At 62.5% G+C, this 18,125-nt stretch carries 19 protein-coding genes; 13 read left to right on the top strand and 6 right to left on the bottom strand.

Features of this window, described 5'->3' with window-relative positions; all coding sequences use genetic code 11:
- Nucleotides 1-37 precede the first annotated feature (37 nt).
- From ACX82Z_RS19295 to soxZ, 5 genes are all read left to right on the top strand, one after another.
- Entirely contained in the window at nucleotides 38-1,261 is a 1,224-nt protein-coding gene (locus tag ACX82Z_RS19295; protein ID WP_459590656.1) for an NAD(P)/FAD-dependent oxidoreductase, read from the top strand.
- Nucleotides 1,262-1,407: 146 nt separating this feature from the next.
- Nucleotides 1,408-1,725, top strand: coding sequence for a c-type cytochrome (locus tag ACX82Z_RS19290; protein WP_459590655.1), 318 nt, complete (start codon nucleotides 1,408-1,410; stop codon nucleotides 1,723-1,725).
- 11 nt (nucleotides 1,726-1,736) lie between these two features.
- Entirely contained in the window at nucleotides 1,737-3,026 is a 1,290-nt protein-coding gene (locus ACX82Z_RS19285) for an NAD(P)/FAD-dependent oxidoreductase (RefSeq protein ID WP_459590654.1), read from the top strand.
- Between the two features lie 79 nt (nucleotides 3,027-3,105).
- The gene (locus tag ACX82Z_RS19280) at nucleotides 3,106-4,152 is read left to right on the top strand and encodes a YeeE/YedE family protein (protein WP_459590653.1); all 1,047 of its coding nucleotides are present in this window, start codon (nucleotides 3,106-3,108) and stop codon (nucleotides 4,150-4,152) included.
- Nucleotides 4,153-4,200: 48 nt separating this feature from the next.
- Nucleotides 4,201-4,998, top strand: coding sequence for a thiosulfate oxidation carrier complex protein SoxZ (gene soxZ, locus ACX82Z_RS19275; protein WP_459590652.1), 798 nt, complete (start codon nucleotides 4,201-4,203; stop codon nucleotides 4,996-4,998).
- Between the two features lies 1 nt (nucleotide 4,999).
- On the opposite strand, the gene ACX82Z_RS19270 is transcribed toward soxZ, so the two are convergent.
- A complete protein-coding gene (locus ACX82Z_RS19270) occupies nucleotides 5,000-5,536 on the bottom strand; it encodes a cytochrome b (protein WP_459590651.1) in 537 nt (178 codons plus the stop codon).
- Nucleotides 5,537-5,664: 128 nt separating this feature from the next.
- Here ACX82Z_RS19270 and ACX82Z_RS19265 point away from each other — a divergent pair, with 128 nt between their 5' ends.
- The 4 genes from ACX82Z_RS19265 to ACX82Z_RS19250 are packed head-to-tail and all read left to right on the top strand — an operon-like array spanning nucleotide 5,665 to nucleotide 9,553.
- Nucleotides 5,665-6,399, top strand: a complete 735-nt coding sequence (locus ACX82Z_RS19265) for a CDP-alcohol phosphatidyltransferase family protein (RefSeq protein WP_459590650.1) — start codon at nucleotides 5,665-5,667, stop codon at nucleotides 6,397-6,399.
- Complete coding sequence (locus tag ACX82Z_RS19260; RefSeq protein ID WP_459590648.1) at nucleotides 6,396-7,136, top strand: FkbM family methyltransferase; 741 nt, start codon at nucleotides 6,396-6,398, stop codon at nucleotides 7,134-7,136. Before ACX82Z_RS19265 ends, ACX82Z_RS19260 begins: the two co-directional genes overlap by 4 nt.
- Nucleotides 7,114-8,742 (top strand): alkaline phosphatase family protein, encoded by a 1,629-nt coding sequence (locus ACX82Z_RS19255; RefSeq protein WP_459590647.1) that lies wholly within the window; start codon nucleotides 7,114-7,116, stop codon nucleotides 8,740-8,742. The genes ACX82Z_RS19260 and ACX82Z_RS19255 overlap by 23 nt, the downstream gene beginning before the upstream one ends.
- Nucleotides 8,729-9,553, top strand: a complete 825-nt coding sequence (locus tag ACX82Z_RS19250) for a RibD family protein (protein WP_459590646.1) — start codon at nucleotides 8,729-8,731, stop codon at nucleotides 9,551-9,553. Before ACX82Z_RS19255 ends, ACX82Z_RS19250 begins: the two co-directional genes overlap by 14 nt.
- Here the strand turns inward: ACX82Z_RS19250 and ACX82Z_RS19245 are convergent.
- The 4 genes from ACX82Z_RS19245 to ACX82Z_RS19230 are packed head-to-tail and all read right to left on the bottom strand — an operon-like array spanning nucleotide 9,550 to nucleotide 12,721.
- Nucleotides 9,550-10,311 (bottom strand): class I SAM-dependent methyltransferase, encoded by a 762-nt coding sequence (locus tag ACX82Z_RS19245; RefSeq protein ID WP_459590645.1) that lies wholly within the window; start codon nucleotides 10,309-10,311, stop codon nucleotides 9,550-9,552. The two genes, ACX82Z_RS19250 and ACX82Z_RS19245, sit on opposite strands and share 4 nt — an antisense overlap.
- The gene (locus tag ACX82Z_RS19240) at nucleotides 10,308-11,354 is read right to left on the bottom strand and encodes a glycosyltransferase family 4 protein (RefSeq protein ID WP_459590644.1); all 1,047 of its coding nucleotides are present in this window, start codon (nucleotides 11,352-11,354) and stop codon (nucleotides 10,308-10,310) included. The genes ACX82Z_RS19245 and ACX82Z_RS19240 overlap by 4 nt, the downstream gene beginning before the upstream one ends.
- Nucleotides 11,351-11,746, bottom strand: a complete 396-nt coding sequence (locus tag ACX82Z_RS19235) for a 6-pyruvoyl trahydropterin synthase family protein (protein WP_459590643.1) — start codon at nucleotides 11,744-11,746, stop codon at nucleotides 11,351-11,353. The genes ACX82Z_RS19240 and ACX82Z_RS19235 overlap by 4 nt, the downstream gene beginning before the upstream one ends.
- Complete coding sequence (locus ACX82Z_RS19230; RefSeq protein WP_459590642.1) at nucleotides 11,747-12,721, bottom strand: zinc-dependent alcohol dehydrogenase; 975 nt, start codon at nucleotides 12,719-12,721, stop codon at nucleotides 11,747-11,749.
- A gap of 196 nt (nucleotides 12,722-12,917) precedes the next feature.
- Here ACX82Z_RS19230 and ACX82Z_RS19225 point away from each other — a divergent pair, with 196 nt between their 5' ends.
- A complete protein-coding gene (locus tag ACX82Z_RS19225; RefSeq protein ID WP_459590641.1) occupies nucleotides 12,918-14,195 on the top strand; it encodes a polyhydroxyalkanoate depolymerase in 1,278 nt (425 codons plus the stop codon).
- A gap of 53 nt (nucleotides 14,196-14,248) precedes the next feature.
- Here the strand turns inward: ACX82Z_RS19225 and ACX82Z_RS19220 are convergent, their stop codons facing one another.
- Complete coding sequence (locus ACX82Z_RS19220) at nucleotides 14,249-15,055, bottom strand: undecaprenyl-diphosphate phosphatase (protein WP_459590640.1); 807 nt, start codon at nucleotides 15,053-15,055, stop codon at nucleotides 14,249-14,251.
- Nucleotides 15,056-15,349: 294 nt separating this feature from the next.
- Here ACX82Z_RS19220 and ACX82Z_RS19215 point away from each other — a divergent pair, with 294 nt between their 5' ends.
- The 3 genes from ACX82Z_RS19215 to ACX82Z_RS19205 are packed head-to-tail and all read left to right on the top strand — an operon-like array spanning nucleotide 15,350 to nucleotide 18,055.
- The gene (locus ACX82Z_RS19215; RefSeq protein WP_459590639.1) at nucleotides 15,350-16,042 is read left to right on the top strand and encodes a glutathione S-transferase family protein; all 693 of its coding nucleotides are present in this window, start codon (nucleotides 15,350-15,352) and stop codon (nucleotides 16,040-16,042) included.
- 1 nt (nucleotide 16,043) lies between these two features.
- Entirely contained in the window at nucleotides 16,044-17,195 is a 1,152-nt protein-coding gene (gene queG, locus ACX82Z_RS19210; RefSeq protein WP_459590637.1) for a tRNA epoxyqueuosine(34) reductase QueG, read from the top strand.
- Nucleotides 17,192-18,055: an NAD(P)-dependent oxidoreductase gene (locus ACX82Z_RS19205; RefSeq protein WP_459590636.1), complete on the top strand. Its 864-nt coding sequence runs from the start codon at nucleotides 17,192-17,194 to the stop codon at nucleotides 18,053-18,055. Before queG ends, ACX82Z_RS19205 begins: the two co-directional genes overlap by 4 nt.
- Nucleotides 18,056-18,125 lie beyond the last annotated feature (70 nt).

Raw genomic sequence — 18,125 nt, 5'->3', positions numbered from 1 at the left:
CATAGATGTTCGAAATCGATACGGGGCGAGGTAGCGAGTGGACGAGCGCGTAATCATCATCGGCGGCGGACATGGCGGCTCGCAGGCGGCAGCAAGCCTGCGTCAGGAAGGCTTCGAAGGGCAGATTGCACTCGTCAACGATGAAACTGAACTACCCTACCACAAGCCACCGCTGTCGAAGACGTTCCTGAAAACGCCCGATGCCGGTTCGCAGATGCTGCGCCCGGAAAGTTTCTACCGTGACAATCAGGTCGAACTGATGCTCGGTCGCCGGGTGGATGTTCTCGATCGAAATGCCGGTCGTGTCCTGTTCGACGACGGTATGATTTTGCCCTTCTCCCATGTCATACTGGCAACGGGCGCGCGGCCGCGCCTGCTCGATGTCGACGGCTCCAGTCTCGACAGCATCTTCCCGCTGCGCAACTTCACCGACGCGGTCCGCATCCGGCAGGCGACGGAGCGGGCGCACTCCGCTGTCGTTGTCGGCGGCGGGTTCATCGGCATGGAAATCGCGCATACGCTGGCCGCGCTCGGCAAAAGCGTAACACTCATCGAGATGGCGCCGCGTGTTCTCGGCCGGTCCGTCGCGCCGCTCATTTCATCTTATGCCGAACGGCGTGCGAAAGAGGCGGGGATCGATCTGCGAACGAATGTCGGTGTCGCCGGCTTCGAGGGTTCGGGCAGCCATGTCGAAGCCGTGCTTCTTGCGGACGGCACGCGCGTTCCAGCCGATCTCGTTGTCCTGGGAACGGGCGTCGTGCCGAATGTCGAGCTTGCGGCTAAAGCCGGACTTGAAATCGACAATGGCATCGTCGTCGATGAGGCGATGCGCACTGGCGATCCGCGCATCCTGGCATTGGGCGATGTCGCAAGCTTCCGCCACTGGCATGCGGCGCGTTCCGTGCGGCTGGAATCTGTGCAGAACGCGACCGATCAGGCAAAGCACGCCGCGCGCACGATCACCGGAAAGCCGGCTTCCTATCGCGAGGTACCGTGGTTCTGGTCGGATCAGGGAGATACCAAGCTCCAGACGGCGGGTCTTTCCTTCGACGCCGATCATTATGTCGTGTCGGGCGATCCCGACACGAACGCGTTTTCGGTCTGGCACTTCGCTGGATCGAGGTTGCTTGCGGTCGATTCGATCAACCGTGCGGCCGATCATATGATCGCAAGACGGCTTCTCGCAGCCGGCATCGACCCGAGCGAGGAAGATATCGATCTCGGCGCAGCGCGATTGAAGGAAATGATTTCCCATAAATAGTTCTTCAAAGAGTATCTGATTCTATTATCGCCGCCATATTGGCCAGTGCGGAAGTATAGAGTTGCTAAGCCGTCCTTCCTTTCTATAATCATTCCAAAGAGGCGGTGCGCTTGCACCCCGGAGGGATTTGGAAAGGGGGCTTATCCATGTTCTCGAAACAGTTTCGAAAGGCCGTCGCCGCTGCGGCCGTGCTGGGTGCACTCGCTGGGCCTGCCAGCGCGTTGAGCGAAGACGAGGTGTCCGTGCTTGCTGGCACCTGCGCCAACTGCCACGGCACGGATGGCCGATCGCCGGGCGCGATACCGGCGATCGCCGGTCAGGACTACGACATCCTGCGCGAGCAGCTTCTGGCCTTCAAGGCGGGCGAGGTCGAGGGTGCGACGATCATGACACGTCACGCCACCGGCTATTCCGACGAGGAGCTCGACGCGCTCGCCCGTTATTTCTCCGAAATCGAGCCATGAGGGAGCGCACCATGATCACCCGTCGCAAAATGCTTGCATTCGGTGCCGCCGCCTTCGCCGCGCCGCTCGCCATGCCCAACATTCTGCGTGCTCAAGGTTCTGCAGGCCGTGTCATCATCGTTGGCGGCGGCTTCGGAGGCGCGACCGCCGCGAAATACATCAAGCGGCACAACCCCGATATCGACGTCACGCTGATCGAGGCGCAGGAGCGGTTCTATACGTGCCCGTTCTCGAACCTTTATCTCGGCGGCCTTCGCGATTTCGAATCGATCGGCCATTCCTATGACGAACTGACCGGCGAATATGGCGTCAACCTCGTCACCGCGCTTGCCGAGGATGTAGATGGCGAGGCGCATAATGTTACGCTGTCGAATGGCGAGACGGTCGAATACGACAAGCTGATCCTGTCCCCGGGTATCGACATCAACTGGAATGCGCTGGAAGGCTATGACGAGGCTGCGGCAGAGCTTGCACCGCATGCTTGGAAGGCTGGTGCGCAGACGCAGCTTTTGAAGCGTCAGCTCGAGGAAATGGAAGATGGCGGCATGTTCGTCCTCTCCGCGCCGGCCGATCCGTTCCGCTGCCCGCCCGGACCTTACGAGCGCGTGTCGATGATCGCGCATTACTTTAGGGAAAATAAGCCGAATTCGAAGATCCTGCTTCTGGACTCCAAGGACCAGTTTTCCAAGCAGGGTCTGTTTACTGCTGGTTGGCAGTCGCTCTATGGCGACATGATCGAATGGGTCGGCCTGTCGGATGACGGCCGTGTCGTGCGCGTCGATGCGGAAAATCTCGAGGTCGAGACTGAATTTGGCACGGTGCATCAGGCAAACGTCCTCAACATCGTGCCTCCGCAAAAGGCCGGCTTCATTGCCGAGCGCGCGGGCGTCACGAACGAGGGCGGCTGGGTGCCGATCAAGGCGTCGACCTTCGAATCGCGCGCCGTCGCGGACATCCACGTCATCGGGGATGCGGCAATTGCCTCGCCGATGCCGAAATCCGGCTTCTGCGCCAATACGCAAGGCAAGGTCGCTGCCGCCGCGATCGTCGCCGCGCTTGCCGGCGAAGAAGCACCCGCCGCTTCGTGGTCGAACACTTGCTACAGCCTGATCGGCCCCGATTACGGCATCTCCGTCGTCGGCGTCTACGAGGCTGTCGACGATGAGGTCGTGCAGGTCGAGGGGTCGGGCGGCGTCAGCCCGTCGGATGCGGATGCCGACTTCCGTCTACGCGAGGCGCAATATGCGGTTGGCTGGTACGATGCTATCGCCAACGACACATGGGGCACCGTGCCGGTCTGATCGAGCGGCGCGCGCTTTGTTGCAATGAAGCCGCCCGGACACCGGGCGGTTCTCATTTGACGGGACGGGGACAAGACGCATGACGCCATCGCCGGAAACGATGCTTTGGGCCGCTTTTGCCATCGGCCTCGTCTTCGGCGCGGTCGGTCAGGTTTCTGGCTTTTGCCTGATGAGCGGCCTGCGCGGCTGGTGGGTCGAAGGCAGCGGCCTCAGGATTCGTGCGTTCGCTTTGGCGCTCGCCATCGCGATCCTCGGCAGCCAGCTTCTCGACGCGGCGGGCGTGGTGCGTCTTGCCGGCTCGCTTTACATGCAACCCGTTCTGCCCGTGCCGCTCCTGCTGATCGGCGGGGCGCTTTTCGGTTACGGCATGGTGATGTCCAACGGCTGCGGCGCTCGCTCGTTGGTGCTGCTGGGGACGGGCAATCTTCGCTCCGTGCTTGTCCTGCTTTGCCTCGGCATCGCCGCCCAGATGACTTTGACCGGGCTGATTGCGCCATGGCGCGCCGCTGGCCAGGCCGTAATGGCGCTGCAAGCACCCGTGTCGCCGCCGACACTGACGACGTTGCTGGGTGGCGGTTTTGCGCGGTGGATTATCGTCGCCCTTATCAGCGGCGGCCTTGCGTTGTTCGCGTTCAGCCATGCACCGTTTCGCGCGGCGGCGATCCATATTCTCGGTGGCACGGTCGTCGGCCTGCTCGTCATAGCCGGCTGGTATGCGACGGGCGTTCTCGGCGCGGACGATTTCGATCCCGCGCCGCTCGCCTCGCTGACCTTCATCGCGCCAATTGGCGATACGATCCAGTATGTGATGCTGGCGACGGGCGTCCGTCTTTCGTTCGGTGTCGCGGTGGTGACGGGCGTCGTCCTCGGCGCGCTCGCAATGGCGCTCGTCACACGCACGGCGCGATTGCAGGGCTTCACGCGGCCGGGATCGATGCTGCGCTATATGGGCGGTGGCACGCTGATGGGCATTGGCGGTGCGCTCGCGCTTGGTTGCTCGGTCGGTCAAGGACTGACCGGCCTCTCGACGCTTGCACTCGGCTCCTTCATCGCCGCTGCCGGCATTCTCGCAGGCGCGGCGCTTGGTCTGGTCGGGCCGCTGCGCCTGCCCGCGCCCCAGCCTTGAGCCGGACGGTCGGATCTCTATATCAGGGACATGATGGATACGAACGACATGACCTTTTTGACGCGCCGCTCTGTGCTTGCACTTTCAGGTGCAGGCGCTCTCGCCATGATCGGCTTTCGTCCCGCATCGGCGCAGACCGGTGCCTGGCAGCGCCTCGACGCGGCGCGTGAAATCGTCGGTGACGCAACGCCGACATCCGGCATAACGCTGGAACTGCCGCTGGTCTCGGAAAATGGCGCAGCGGTGCCGTTGTCGTTTCGTGTGGAGCGCCCGCTTAACGACGCGGACCCGGTCGAGACGGTGCATCTTTTCGCGCCGCTTAATCCCGACCCGCTCATCGCCATCTTCCATTTTACCCCGCTTGCTGGCCGGGCGGACATCGCCACGCGCGTCAGGCTCAACGAAAGCCAGACGGTGATCGCGATCGCGCGAACCGCGTCGGGCGAGGTCATGATCGGCGAGCGCGAGGTGCGGGTAACGACGACCGGCTGTCTGATGGTCGACGACACCTATGAGAGCGCGAACGTTTTCCAGACTCGGCTGCGCGCGCCGGAAAGCGTCGCGGCGGGCGAGGCGGGCGAAGTGCTGTCGATGATCAATCATCCGATGGAAACGGGCCTTCGCACCAATTCGTCCGGCGATACGCTGCCCAAGCGCATCATCGAGCGCCTGGAGGCGACGGTCGGCGGTGCGCCGATCCTGACCGTCGAACTCAATCGCTCGGTATCGGCGAACCCGTATCTGCGCTTCCTCGTAGCCCCGACGGAGACCGGGACGCTGCAGCTGGTCTGGACGGAAGATACCGGTGAAAGCGTCGAGGCAAGCGCCGAGATTGCGGTCGGGTAATTCAGGCCCGTCCGCCAGCCGGCGGCCACATGCGCGAGAACACGCCGTCGCGCCGGATCAGCCCATGCCAGGTCGCGGCTGCGACATGCAGCACGATGAAGAACATCAGCGTGAACTTGGCCGTTGCGTGGATCGACTTTGCCGTTTCGGCGAGCGCCTCGTCGCGCGGCACGAATGACGGCACGCTCATCGCATCGAGCATCTCGATCGGAAAACCGCCGGCACGTACCCGTACATAGCCGCTGACAGCCATGACGATGAGCAGAAAATAAAGCGCGAAATGGCTGATTTTCGCTGCAGCCTTCTGAGCGCGCGGCATCGAGCCCGGCAAGGGCGGCGCGGGGTGTGTCGCGCGCCATGCGACGCGGATGACCAGAAGGATCAGCAACAGCGCGCCCGTATTCTTGTGAAAGATGAACAAGGTGTCCTGAAGGGCGCGGTTTTCGGTGTCTGCCATCACGAGGCCCGCCGGAATCATCGCCAGCACGAGGATCGCCATCAGCCAGTGCAGGATGCGGGTAATCCGATCGTAGCCCATTGGCGTATCCTCTCTCGTCGGGACACGGCAAGAATGACGCGAATGTGAGCAAAGTCAAAGCTTTAAAGCGCGTGAGGGACTTGCAGCCGGCAAAGTCCGGCCCATCATCATCGGCGTGGAGGATCGAAATGGACGTGATACTGCGCCGGTTTCCGCATGTTCGGGAACTCGTGATGCGAACGGGGCTGTGGCTTTTGGCGGTGGGAGCGGTCGTCTTCTTCGCGGCCATCGCGCTCGAAACGTTCGATCTGGGCTCTGGCGTCGTCGCAATTCTGCTTTATCTGGCGGTTTCCTGCTGCGTGATCATGCGCATTTCAGGCAGCCACCCTCATGAGGCCTTCGGGGCCGCCAACGCTATCACGCTCGTGCGTGCCGGCATGACCGCGCTTGTGGCCGCCACGCTTTTCGTGCCGCTCGAAAACGAGGCTGCACTTGCGATAGCGGCATTTTGCGCGCTGGCGTTGGCGCTGGACGGCGTCGATGGATGGTTCGCCCGCCGCAGTGGACTTGCATCGACATTCGGTGCCCGGTTCGACCTTGAAATCGATGCGCTTTTTGTCCTCGTTCTGTCCGCGTCGGCCTATACCCACGGCAAGGCCGGAGCGTGGGTGCTGCTGATCGGGCTGATGCGCTACGCGTTCTTCAGCGCCGGCATGCTGTCCAAGCGACTGGAAGCGCCCCTTCCGGAATCGATGCGCCGCAAGGCGGTCTGCGTCGTTCAGATCGCAGCGCTTGCGCTTCTCCTGCTTCCGCAGATCGTCCCGCCGCTATCGGTCTCGATTGCGGCAGGGGCATTATTGCTTTTGACCTGGTCCTTCGCGGTCGACATCAATTATCTCTTGAGGCGGGAGCGGTCCGCATGAGCCTACGCAGCGCCGCTGGCCTAGCGCGTTCCCTGATCATCTACTATTCCCGCCCCCACCGCATCGGCCGCACCGCGCGTCTTTACGCCGAATTCGCCGGCGCGGGCGACGTGGTCTTCGACATCGGCGGCCACGTCGGCAACCGGTCGCGCGCGTTGCGCCGCACCGGCGCCAAGGTGATCACGCTGGAGCCGCAGCCGCTTTTCTACGGGTTCCTGAAACGGACATTGCCGGCCGATATCACGGTCCTGCCCGTCGCCGCCGGTCCGCGCACCGAGCGAGCCGCCATGGCGGTGTCGAGCCTGCATCCGACCGTGTCGTCGATGCGCACGGACATTGCCGGCGCAGTTCGCAGCGATCCAGGTTTTGACCGCGTGTCGTGGGATCGCTCCGCAATGGTGGAGATGACGACGCTCGATGCGCTGATCGATCGTTACGGCCTGCCTGCTTTCGTCAAGATCGACGTGGAAGGTTTCGAGGATCAGGTTCTTTCAGGGTTGAGCCTGCCCGTCCCCGCGCTGGCGTTCGAGTTTCTTCCCGCCTTGCGCGATGTGACCGAAGCCTGCATTTCGCGGCTCGAATCGCTCGGGCGCTACCGCTTCAATTTGATGACGGGCGAGCGGCTTCGCTTTGCCTCGAACGACTGGCTCGACGCGGCAGAGCTGCGCGAACGCCTCGACGAAACGATGGGCAACGGACGGTCAGGAGATATCTATGCGCGCCTCGACCATGCGTGAGCGCCCACGCGCCGTTGCGATTTTTTTTGCGCTTGCGATCCTCGTCGCCGTGCTTGCGCTGCCGGGCCGGCCACAGGACGCAACTTTACCGCAGCTTGCGCATCTGCCGCTCGAATTGGTCGCGATGGTGGCGATCCTCCTGTTCCTGCCGCGCGGCGGACTCGTGTCCGGAACGGTGCGGACTGCCTTTACGGTTTTGCTCGCCACGCTTCTTCTCCTGAAGATCGCCGATCTTTCGCTCTATGGGTCGTTAAACAGGCCGTTCAACCTCGCCTACGATCTTCCGCTTCTTCATGCCGGCTGGATGCTTGTCTCAGGCACGAGCGGATTGGTCCGCGCGAGCATTTACGTCGTTGGCGCGGGCTTTTCGATCATTTTCGCCGCCATCGCCATCTGGTGGGCGACCGGGATCGTCGCACGGCTGCGCCCGCGCCGCGCGGTCCCGATCTTTGTCGTGTCGCTGATCTTCGCCTTCGCGCTTGCCTCCATCGGCCGCGCCTCGTTCGGTGCGACGGAACTGCTGGTCTCTCATGTTGAGGCGGCGCGCACCGCGCAAACGCAGATCGCGGCGCTCGAAAATGAGGCAGGAACCGACGACATCGCCATCCCCGCCGACGCAAATCTGCTTCAGGCGCTCAAAGGACGCGACGTGTTTTTCATCTTCGTCGAATCCTATGGACGCTCGACGCTCGACAACCCGCTTTACGCAGATACGACGCGCGAAGCGCTCGCCGATCTCGAAACGAACGCCGCGCACCATGGTCTCGCCGTTAAATCCGCATTTCTGACCGCACCGACTGTCGGCGGCCAGAGCTGGCTTGCGCATGCCAGCGTCCTGTCGGGTCTGTGGATCGACAGTCAGGGCCGTTACCGCGCAATGCTGGCCAGCTCACGAAAATCGCTGATGCAGCTTGCCTCGGAATCGGGTTGGGAAAGCGTGGGAGTGATGCCGGCGATCACCATGGCGTGGCCGGAAGGCGCATGGTTCGGCTATGACCACATATTGGCGAAGGACGATCTCGGCTATCGCGGCCTGCCCTTCAATTGGGTGACGATGCCGGACCAGTACACGCTCTCGGCTTTCGAGCGGCTGGCGCTGAAACAACCAGATCGCGCGCCGGTTTTCGCGGAGATCGCTCTGATTTCGTCCCATGCGCCGTGGACGCCGATTCCCGAGCCGGTCGACTGGGACGCGATCGGCGACGGGAGGATTTTCGATGTTCAGGCTCAGTCCGGCGACACGCCGGAGATGGTCTGGCGCGACCGCGACCGCGTGCGCGACCAGTTTCGCCAGTCGATTAACTATTCCTTGCGCACGGTCGCATCCTTTCTCGATCGGTTGGACGGGCCGCCGCCGCTGATCGTCGTTTTAGGCGATCATCAACCCGCGACGTTCGTCTCAGGCAGCGAGACGAACCGCGACGTGCCGATCCATATTATTTCCGACCATGCGACCTTGAACGCAATCGAAGGCTGGGCGTTTAGCGAAGGCGCGGTGCCGGCCGACGATGCGCCCGTATGGCGCATGGACGCGTTTCGCAAACGGTTCGTCGATGCCTTCTCGACACCATTGCCACAGGATGGCCAAGCCAATGAACCGGTATGAGCGTGTCGCGCCCATGACAGAACCCACACATTTCGGCGGTAGTGATCCGCAAATGCCGATTGCGTCGATCGATATGACCGACCGTGTCTGGGATGCCCTCGTCGATGAAAAAGACGATGCGAAGGACGATTGGACACCGGCCGAACTTGCCGCTTGGCATCTTTATGCGCCACTGCGCGGCGTGGCCGGAAAGCCCATTGTCTTCGCGCAGATCGGCCAGTCGCTCGATGGACGTGTGGCAACGGTGGACGGCGATGCTGCCGATATTTCCGGCTGCGAAGGTTTGAAGCATCTTCATCGCTGCCGCGCATTGGCGGATTGCGTCGTCGTAGGTGTGAACACAGCCGTGCAGGACGATCCGCGCCTGACCGTACGGCTTGTGCCGGGTGACAATCCCGCCCGCGTCGTGATCGATCCGAACGGCCGGCTTGGCAACGAAGCGGCGATGATGGCGGGGAGGGGCGAACGCTGCTTCGTGGTTCAATCCTGCGACCGTTCGCGTCCCACCGGGATCGAGACGATCAAGGTCGCTTCGTCGAACGGCGGTGTCGACCCGGTCGCCATCATCGCCGCTTTGGTCGAGCGCGGTTTCAGGCGCATTCTCATCGAAGGCGGCGGCATCACTATCGGCCGGTTCATGGATGCCGGCATCGTCGACCGACTGCATGTCGCGATTGCGCCGCTCATCATCGGCGCGGGGCCTTCGAGCCTGACGGCGCGGCCGATTTCGCTTTTGTCGCAGGCAAAGCGTCCGAAATCGCGGGTTTACGGGCTCGGCTCCGACATCGTCATCGATTGCGAGCTTCGTTAGGCCGGCAGCGCCAGGACGTCGACATGACCGACCGTGCATTGGCTTTGCCCGGCGGCTTCAAGCCTGCGCGCCAGCCAGGCGGCGGCATTCGCCATGCCCGAACGCCCGGCAGCCTCCGCTATCCCTTCCAGAAGCGATGCGTGCAACGCCGCCCCCGCTTCGCCAAGCCGCCAGGGGCTCTGCGCGATGGTCACCTCAAAGCCACGCATCCGCAGAGCTTCGGCGAGATACGTTCCGCCATCGGGTCCGAGCGCCGGCCCGAAGCTCTTCACTGTGCGCTGATCGGCGTTGAACGCAGTTCTGGCATCCGCGTCTTCGTCATCCGCCGGATCCCATTCAAGCACGCCGTCATATGTGAGCGCGGCATAGATGCCGATGCGCGCCTTGGCGAGTCTGTCGGCAAGCGCGTCGATCCACTCGGCGCCGACCAGATCGAAAAGCGCCGATGCGGTGACGAGCGACGCGCCGTCGAGCGGGATGGCCTCGACGCGCGTCAGATCCATTTCAGCGGTCTCGACCGTCGAACCACCACGTCGTGCAGCTTCGGCGAGAAGCGCCGGATCGTGATCGACCAGTCGCCATTTTGCATTCGCCACATCCAGCGCCCGCATGGTCGAGCCGGTTCCGGCACCCAGATCGACGACAAGCGGATCGGACGCCGAGCCGAGAAACGCCGTCACACGGTTTCGTAGGTCAGCATCGCGCGCGGCGTTGTCGGCTGCCTCGCGCAGATCGAGCCAATCGGTCGTGAAACTCATATGTCGATACCTTCCAACGCCCGGGCGATGATGGCGACGCTGTCCTCCCAGCGCGGCAAAGTCTCAGCTGCGGCCCGCGCGCCTTCGGCAGCGCTGTCGTATACGTTGTCTTTCTCCAGCAATTCGCGGAGGGCATCTGCGAAGGCGGAGGCGTTGTCCGACGGCACCAAGGCCCCCGCGTTCGGCGGCACGACTTCCGGAACGGCCCCGACCGCGCATCCGACGACCGGCAGACCTGCGGCGAGCGCCTCTGCATAGGCCATGCCATAGCCTTCGTGCCGGGTAGCAAGGACGAAAATGCCCGCCGCCGCATATTCGGGATCGAGATCGTTAAGCCGCCCGGTGAAACTGATCCGGTCGCCAAGACCACGCGAAGCAATCTGCTGATCTAATCGCGCGCGCCATAGATCGTCGCGTGACGGCCCGACGAAACGCGCGGTCCAGTCGTGATTCTTGAGCAGCGCGAAGGCCTCGATCAGCACGTCATGCCCTTTACGCTGCACGATCGACGCAACGCAAAGAAGCCGGTTCCTTTGGCGATTATCGGTAAGTAATGACTTACGTTCAGTTCCCGGCGGTGCGATGTGAAGCTGTGTCGAAGAAACCCCGTAAGCATCCATCAGCCTGCGCCCGGTCGTCTCGCTCGTGCATATGACGGCGCGTGCGTTTTCAAGCGCGGCGATCTCGTCCGTTTTGAAATCATGCGCGATCTCTTCGGAAAGATTCCCTTCGTCGGCGAGCGGGTGATGGACGAGCGCCGCCAGTCGCAACCGCCTGGAATGGCGGCGTGCAACATCCGGCAGTCGCGCAAAGGCGAGACCGTCAACCAGCACCAGAGCGTTGTCCGGAAGGGCAGCAAATGCGGCGTTGGCCTTTGCCAGCGTATCCGCGTCGGTGTGGGGATACGTGCCGGGCAGCGAGACGATTTCGACCTGCCATCCCAGCGTACGAAGGCCGGCGGCGATGCGGCGATCATAGCCGTAGCCGCCTGTCGGCGTGTCGATGTCGCCGGGAACGACGAAGTGAAGCTGCCTGCCGGTCACAATTCGCTTTCGTACCAGGCGCGCGCGACATGGCTCTCATGCAGCATGACGCGGATTTTCGCGATGCGGCCATTGTCGCCTAATCCCTTGTCGCGAGCGGCGTGGGCCAAGGCGTCGAAGATGTGCTTGCAAAGGAATTCCGTGGTCGTGATCTTGCCTTTGAACGCCTCGACATCGTCGAGATTTCCATAGCGTAACGGATCGAGCGCCGCCTTCAGCGCCTCCGTGGCAAGGCCGATATCGACCACCAGCCCGTTCTCATCGATATCGCGGGTGAAAAACGCGGCATCCACGACGAATGTCGCCCCGTGAACGCCTTGGGCCGGCCCGAAGACCGGAGAGGGCAGGCTATGGGCGATCATGATGTGGTCACGGACTTCGACGGCGAACATTCAGTGTCCTTTGGCAGGTGTTTCGTAGCGTATACGGTGGCAAAGCGTTTCGGGATTACCGAGAATGCCGGCATAGTCGTGGTCGAGCGTTTCGAACGGTGTCTCGCCCGAAATCAGCGCATCGAGCGCGTCGTCGGTCGCCAGAAGTCGCAACGCGGTCGAAAGCCGTCGTGCATAGGTCCAGCGTGCCGATCGATCAGCCGGGATCGATCCCACCTGCGAGGACACGAGTTGGAGACGGCGGCTGTGAAAGCCAGCCCCGAGCCCGATCTCGACCGGTTTGTCGCCGTACCAGCTTGCCTCGACGATGCGCGCTTCGGAGCCGGCGATGTTGAGCGCGGTCTGAAGGCCCGCCGCGCTGGCGCTTGCATGGATGACCACGTCGCAATCTGCGGGCGCCATATTAGGTTTTGAGAATGCAGCACCGAGTGTTTCGGCAAGCGACTGCCGGTCCGGGTTCACATCGACCAGCGTCACGTCAGAGCCGGGCAAACGCGCGCAAAGCCACGCCGCCAAAGCGCCGACAACGCCCGCACCGATGACGGCGATGCGGTCGCCAGGGCCAGCCTTCGAATCCCAGACGATGTTGAGCGCCGTCTCCATATTGGCAGCCAGCACGGCGCGCTCAGCCGGCAGGCCGTCGGGCAACGCATGAAGTTCACCATCAGGCAGGGCGAAGGGATCCTGATGGGGATGAAGCGCAAAGACGAGTTCGCCTTTTCGGGTTCCGTTGAGAATGCGCCCGACGCTTGCATAGCCATATTTGACCGGGAACGGAAAATCGCCGCCCTGATTCGGACAGCGCATGCGCTCATATTCGCCTTGCGGGACCGATCCTGCGAAAACCAGCGATTCGGTTCCCCGGCTGATGCCCGAATAAAGAGCCTCCACCTCGACGAGGCCGTCGCCGCTCGGCAGTTCCTCCTGCCGCAACGCACATTTGTGCGTGCCCGTGATCCACAACGCTTTCGGCAAGATAACCCCTTGTTTGACTCGGTCGAAACTAGAGGCGGCACGCGACGAGACAAGCCGTTAAGGCTGGAGAAAGGCCTTTGAGCGAGAATCGTGTTCTATTGCATTGCAACAAGAGCCTGCTTAATTTCGTTATACAGGACAACAACAGCCCCGACCGTACGGCTCATCGCCGGCCGAGGCTATCCGGGGCAAAAGCATGTACTACCAGTTTTACGAATTGAACCACGCAGCGCTCCAGCCGGCGCGCGCCTTTGCCGATACGGTGAAGCTGCTTTATTCCAATCCGCTCAATCCACTGTCGCATACGCCGGTCGGTCGGACCATCGCGGCCGGCGCGGAGATGTTCGAGCGCACGACGCGGCGCTATTCGAAGCCCGCCTTTGGGATCACGGAGACGAAAGTCGCGTTCGACACCGTCGCTGTGAGCGAGCGGGTCGTCTGGAATAAGCCGTTCTGCAATCTCATCCATTTCGATCGCGCGCTGCCCAAGGGTCGCAAGGCGGACCCGAAGCTGCTGATCGTCGCGCCGATGTCGGGCCACTATGCGACGCTGTTGCGTGGCACGGTCGAATCGATGATCCAGCATGCCGAGGTCTACATCACCGACTGGACCGATGCGCGCATGGTTCCCGTTGCCGAAGGCCGGTTCGACCTCGATGATTATGTCGACTACGTGATCGAGATGCTCCACCATCTTGGCCCCGACACGCATGTCATGGCCGTCTGCCAGCCTTCCGTGCCGGTCCTTGCGGCTGCGGCGGTCATGGAAGCGCGGGGGGACCGATTTGCACCCGCCTCGATGACCCTGATGGGCGGCCCGATCGACACGCGCCGGAACCCGACAGCGGTCAACAAGCTTGCCGAGGAAAAGGGGATCGACTGGTTCCGCGACAACGTCATCATGCAGGTGCCGTGGCCCGAACCCGGCTTCATGCGCTCGGTCTATCCGGGTTTCCTGCAGCTTTCGGGCTTCATGAGCATGAATCTCGATCGCCATATCATCGCGCACAAGGACTTCTTCATGCACCTCGTCAAAGACGACGGGGAGCCGGCCGAAAAGCACCGCGATTTCTATGACGAATATCTCGCGGTCATGGATTTGACGGCCGAATTCTATCTACAGACCGTCGAGACCGTGTTCGTCGAGCATGCGCTTCCCAAGGGCGAGATGCGCCATCGCGGAGAACTGGTCGACCCGTCGGCCATCCGCAATGTCGCGCTTTTGACCGTCGAGGGCGAGAACGACGATATTTCGGGCATCGGCCAGACGAAGGCGGCGCACGATTTATGCGTCAACATCCCTGATGATATGCGGGCGCACTACATGCAGCCCAAGGTCGGCCATTACGGCGTCTTCAACGGCTCGCGTTTCCGCGCCGAGATCGTGCCGCGCATCGTGGATTTCATGGCCAGCAATCCGGGAGCCGGCAAGCGCCAGCGTCCGAAGCCCAAGATCGTCGCGTCGAAAGTATGATGCAGCCGGGTCGAACGACCCGGCGTCGCAGACATCCGTCTGGAAAATACTGATCAGCCGAAGACGAGCAGCGCGATCATGCCGACCGTGCCGATGAAGATGCGCCAAAGTGCGAACGGCGTGTAGCCGCGCTTCGCAACGAAATCGAGCAGATAGCGCACGACGAAGACCGCTGCGATGAAGGCCGTGATGAAACCGACCGTGATGATCCAAAGATCGTCGCCGGACAGGATGTCGCGGTTCTTGAACAGGTCGTAGGTGAACGCGCCGGCCATGGTCGGCATGGCGAGGAAGAAGGAAAATTCCGCCGCCGAACGCTTGTCCGCGCCCATCAAGAGCGCGCCGACGATGGTAGCGCCCGACCGCGACGTGCCGGGGATCATCGCCAGGCACTGGATGAGCCCGATACGAAAGCACACGGACAGCGGAAATTCCGCGACATGCGTGTATTTCGATTCCATCGGGCGCTTGTCGATCCACAGCAGGATGAAGCCGCCGATAATGAGCGAAACGCATACCACCATCGGCGTTTCGAACAGGACTGTCTTGATGAAATCATGTGCGAACACGCCGATCACCGCCGCCGGCATGAAGGCGAGCAGGATGCCGCCGACGAAATATTGCGTTTCGCGATTGTTCGGCAGCGTGACGGCAAGGTGCCAAAGCCGCGCGAAATAGACGCTGACGATGGCGAGGATCGCGCCGAGCTGGATCAGCACCTCGAAGCTGCGGCCCGTCGATTGAAAGCCAAGAAAATGGCCCGCCAGCAAAAGGTGGCCGGTCGATGAAACGGGAATGAATTCCGTCAGCCCCTCAAGGATACCGAGGAAGGCTGCGATGAGAAGCGATTGTTCGTCCATGAACACTCCGGCGCGGGCAGGGATCGCGAGGCGCCGCTTGGGAGGGCCGGCACCGCCACGATCCGAATCTCGGAAGGAGCATCGGACAGGTCCGATCGGCGGATGCCGCTTACCGGTCCCCATGCTCCCGTCACAAAGGTTCGCTTGTCACGCGCGCGCTGCTTGCCTATAGCTCTGGCCCGCATCGGCGTGGTCGAATCCGAAACCGCGCCGAGGATTATCCGCCGAAGCGCGAAAAGGCCATACCCTTTCCTCGCCCTGCGACGCACCGCCCATTCATGAGTTCGAGTGCCAATGCTGACCCTTTTCCATCATCCGCTCTATGCGCCCTGCCGTTTCATCCGCCTGGCTTTCGGCGAATATGGCGAGGAGTTGTCCCTGATCGAGGAAAAGCCGTGGGCGCGGCGCAGGGAGTTTTTGCAGCTTAACCCGGCCGCGACGCTTCCCGTTCTTCTGGCCGAAGCCGATGAGCCGATCGTCGGCGCATCCGTCATCGCCGAATATGTCGATGAGACGCGCGGCGCGCTGAAGCGCGACAAGCGGCTGATGGCTGAAAACCCGGTCACGCGCGCTGAAATCCGCCGTCTGGTCGAATGGTATCTGGTCAAGACCGATGGCGAGGTTACGAAGCATCTGGTTCGCGAGCGCGCGCTGAAGCCGCATATGCCGACCGAACAGGGTGGCGGCTCGCCCAATTCGGCCGCGATCCGCGCCGCCCGCGCGAACATACGCCAGCACATGAAATATACGAACTGGCTCGCCGGCACCCGAAACTGGCTTGCCGGGCCGCGCCTGACCTATGCCGACCTTGCCGCCGCCGCCGCCATATCGGTGCTCGATTATATGGGCGAGATCGAATGGTCCGAGCACGGCGCGGCGAGAGAATGGTATACGCGCATGAAGTCCCGGCCATCCTTCCGGCCGCTGCTCGCCGATCGAATCCGTGGGCTGACGCCCGCTTCGCACTACGCCGATCTGGATTTCTGACATGACCGCTCCCCGAAACCCCGTTCCGGCGGCGCGTCTTCGGGAATTCATCGAAGGCGAGGCCCGTGCGCTCGGGTTCGACGCGGTGCGGATCGCGCGTCCTGAGGCGGGGTGGCCGGCCGCTTCGCGACTTCGCACCTTCGTGGAAAAAGGCCGCCACGGCACGATGGAGTGGATGGCCGAAACGGCCGAGCGCCGTTCCCATCCCAATGCTCTTTGGCCTGAAGCACGCTCGGTCATCATGCTGGCCATGAATTACGGGCCGGACGAAAACCCGCTGGCGCTTCTGGAGCGTCGGGATCGGGCGGCGATTTCCGTCTATGCACGCAATCGCGACTATCACGACGTCATCAAGGGAAAGCTGAAGACGCTGGCCCAGAAATTCGCCGCCCGCACGGGTGCCGAGGTCAAGGTCTTCGTTGACACAGCTCCTGTCATGGAAAAGCCGCTTGCGGCGGCGGCGGGCCTTGGCTGGCAAGGCAAGCACACCAATCTCGTCAGCCGCGAGTTCGGATCGTGGCTGTTTCTCGGCTCGATCTTCACGGCGGCCGACCTTGAGCCTGACATGGCGGAGATCGATCATTGCGGCTCGTGCCGCGCTTGTCTCGACATCTGCCCGACGGCCGCCTTTCCAGCGCCCTACCAGTTGGACGCGCGCCGCTGCATCTCGTATCTGACGATCGAGCACAAGGGATCGATCCCGCCCGAATTCCGGCCCCTGATGGGCAACCGCATCTATGGGTGCGACGATTGCCTTGCGGTTTGCCCGTGGAACAAATTCGCCAAGGAAGCCAGCGAGGCGAAGCTCGCCGCGCGCGACGATCTGGCCGCACCCGCAATTGCCGAACTGCTGATGCTGGACGATGCAGGATTTCGCGAAAAGTTTTCCGGTTCGTCGATCAAGCGGATCGGGCGCGACCGCTTTATCCGCAACGTGCTGATCGCGGCGGGAAACTCGGGCGATACGTCGCTGGTGCCGTATGTCGAGGCGCTGCTGGCCGATCCCGCGCCGCTGGTGCGCGGTGCGGCTGTGTGGGCGCTTTCGCGCATTTCGCAGCCGGCGCAGTTTGAACAGCTTTCGAAAGCGCGTCTGCCAAGTGAAACGGACGACACCGTGAGAGCGGAATGGACAAACGCGATGGAGCCTGCATGACGCGGACCTTTTTCCTGTTCGGTGCCGGTTATTCCGCCAAAGCGTTCGCCCGACGCGCGCTCGAAAATGGCGACAGGGTTTTCGGTACGACGCGCAGCGCCGATAAGCTGGAAGGGCTACGCGCCGTTGGCATCGAGCCGTTATTGTTCGACGGCACGCTCGATGCTGCCGGAAGCTCCGCTCTGGGCGAAACGACCCATCTCGTCATATCGATAGCGCCTGGCGATGGCGGCGACCCGGCGCTTTTCGTCGTCGCGGCTACGTCGATGCCGAAGCTTCGATGGATCGGCTATCTGTCGACCGTCGGCGTTTATGGCGATCATGGCGGCGGCTGGGTTGACGAGGAAAGCCAATGCAGGCCGGTCTCGAAACGCTCGATCCAGCGGGTCGATGCCGAGCGCGCATGGTCCGAACAAGCCGCCTGCATAAACGTGCCGCTTTCCATCCTGCGCCTGTCGGGCATCTACGGTCCCGGTCGCAACGCCTTTGTCAATCTGGAGCGGGGGACAGCAAAGCGGATCGTCAAGCAGGGGCAGGTCTTCAACCGCATCCATGTCGACGATATCGCAGGCGCGCTGGCCCATCTCGCGGGGCAAGAGGCGGACGGCATCTTTAACGTGACGGACGATCAGCCGGCTCCGCCGCAGGATGTGGTACTCCACGCGGCCGAGCTGATGAACGTGCCGCCTCCGCCCGAAACGCCTTTCGCCGAAGCTGAGATGACGCCGATGGCGCGGTCTTTCTACGGTGAGAACAAGCGCGTCTCGAATGCGAAGTTGAAGGCGGCGGGCTATTCGTTCAGATATCCCGCCTATCCCGACGCGCTCGACGCAATGTGGCGCGACGGTACTTGGCGCTAGCGCGATCCACGTTAGGATTGCGGTAACCATTCGGCGCAAGGCTGGGAACAGACGATTCCGGGAGAGATGC

The sequence above is a fragment of the Aliihoeflea sp. PC F10.4 genome, from assembly GCF_054612275.1.
Note: the sequence above shows the minus strand (reverse complement) of the source record. Positions and strands in the feature narration are given on the sequence as shown.

Bases quoted from the DNA above. Each gene is read 5' to 3' on its own strand.
- ACX82Z_RS19245 (WP_459590645.1), bottom strand. From the start codon at position 10,311: ATGAGTTTCACGACCGATTGGCTCGATCTGCGCGAGGCAGCCGACAAC.
- queG (WP_459590637.1), top strand. From the start codon at position 16,044: ATGACCGCTCCCCGAAACCCCGTTCCGGCGGCGCGTCTTCGGGAATTC.
- ACX82Z_RS19255 (WP_459590647.1), top strand. From the start codon at position 7,114: ATGCGCGCCTCGACCATGCGTGAGCGCCCACGCGCCGTTGCGATTTTT.
- ACX82Z_RS19265 (WP_459590650.1), top strand. From the start codon at position 5,665: ATGGACGTGATACTGCGCCGGTTTCCGCATGTTCGGGAACTCGTGATG.
- ACX82Z_RS19205 (WP_459590636.1), top strand. From the start codon at position 17,192: ATGACGCGGACCTTTTTCCTGTTCGGTGCCGGTTATTCCGCCAAAGCG.
- ACX82Z_RS19270 (WP_459590651.1), bottom strand. From the start codon at position 5,536: ATGGGCTACGATCGGATTACCCGCATCCTGCACTGGCTGATGGCGATC.
- ACX82Z_RS19220 (WP_459590640.1), bottom strand. From the start codon at position 15,055: ATGGACGAACAATCGCTTCTCATCGCAGCCTTCCTCGGTATCCTTGAG.
- soxZ (WP_459590652.1), top strand. From the start codon at position 4,201: ATGACCTTTTTGACGCGCCGCTCTGTGCTTGCACTTTCAGGTGCAGGC.
- ACX82Z_RS19215 (WP_459590639.1), top strand. From the start codon at position 15,350: ATGCTGACCCTTTTCCATCATCCGCTCTATGCGCCCTGCCGTTTCATC.
- ACX82Z_RS19285 (WP_459590654.1), top strand. From the start codon at position 1,737: ATGATCACCCGTCGCAAAATGCTTGCATTCGGTGCCGCCGCCTTCGCC.
- ACX82Z_RS19290 (WP_459590655.1), top strand. From the start codon at position 1,408: ATGTTCTCGAAACAGTTTCGAAAGGCCGTCGCCGCTGCGGCCGTGCTG.
- ACX82Z_RS19260 (WP_459590648.1), top strand. From the start codon at position 6,396: ATGAGCCTACGCAGCGCCGCTGGCCTAGCGCGTTCCCTGATCATCTAC.
- ACX82Z_RS19225 (WP_459590641.1), top strand. From the start codon at position 12,918: ATGTACTACCAGTTTTACGAATTGAACCACGCAGCGCTCCAGCCGGCG.
- ACX82Z_RS19280 (WP_459590653.1), top strand. From the start codon at position 3,106: ATGACGCCATCGCCGGAAACGATGCTTTGGGCCGCTTTTGCCATCGGC.
- ACX82Z_RS19250 (WP_459590646.1), top strand. From the start codon at position 8,729: ATGAACCGGTATGAGCGTGTCGCGCCCATGACAGAACCCACACATTTC.
- ACX82Z_RS19235 (WP_459590643.1), bottom strand. From the start codon at position 11,746: ATGTTCGCCGTCGAAGTCCGTGACCACATCATGATCGCCCATAGCCTG.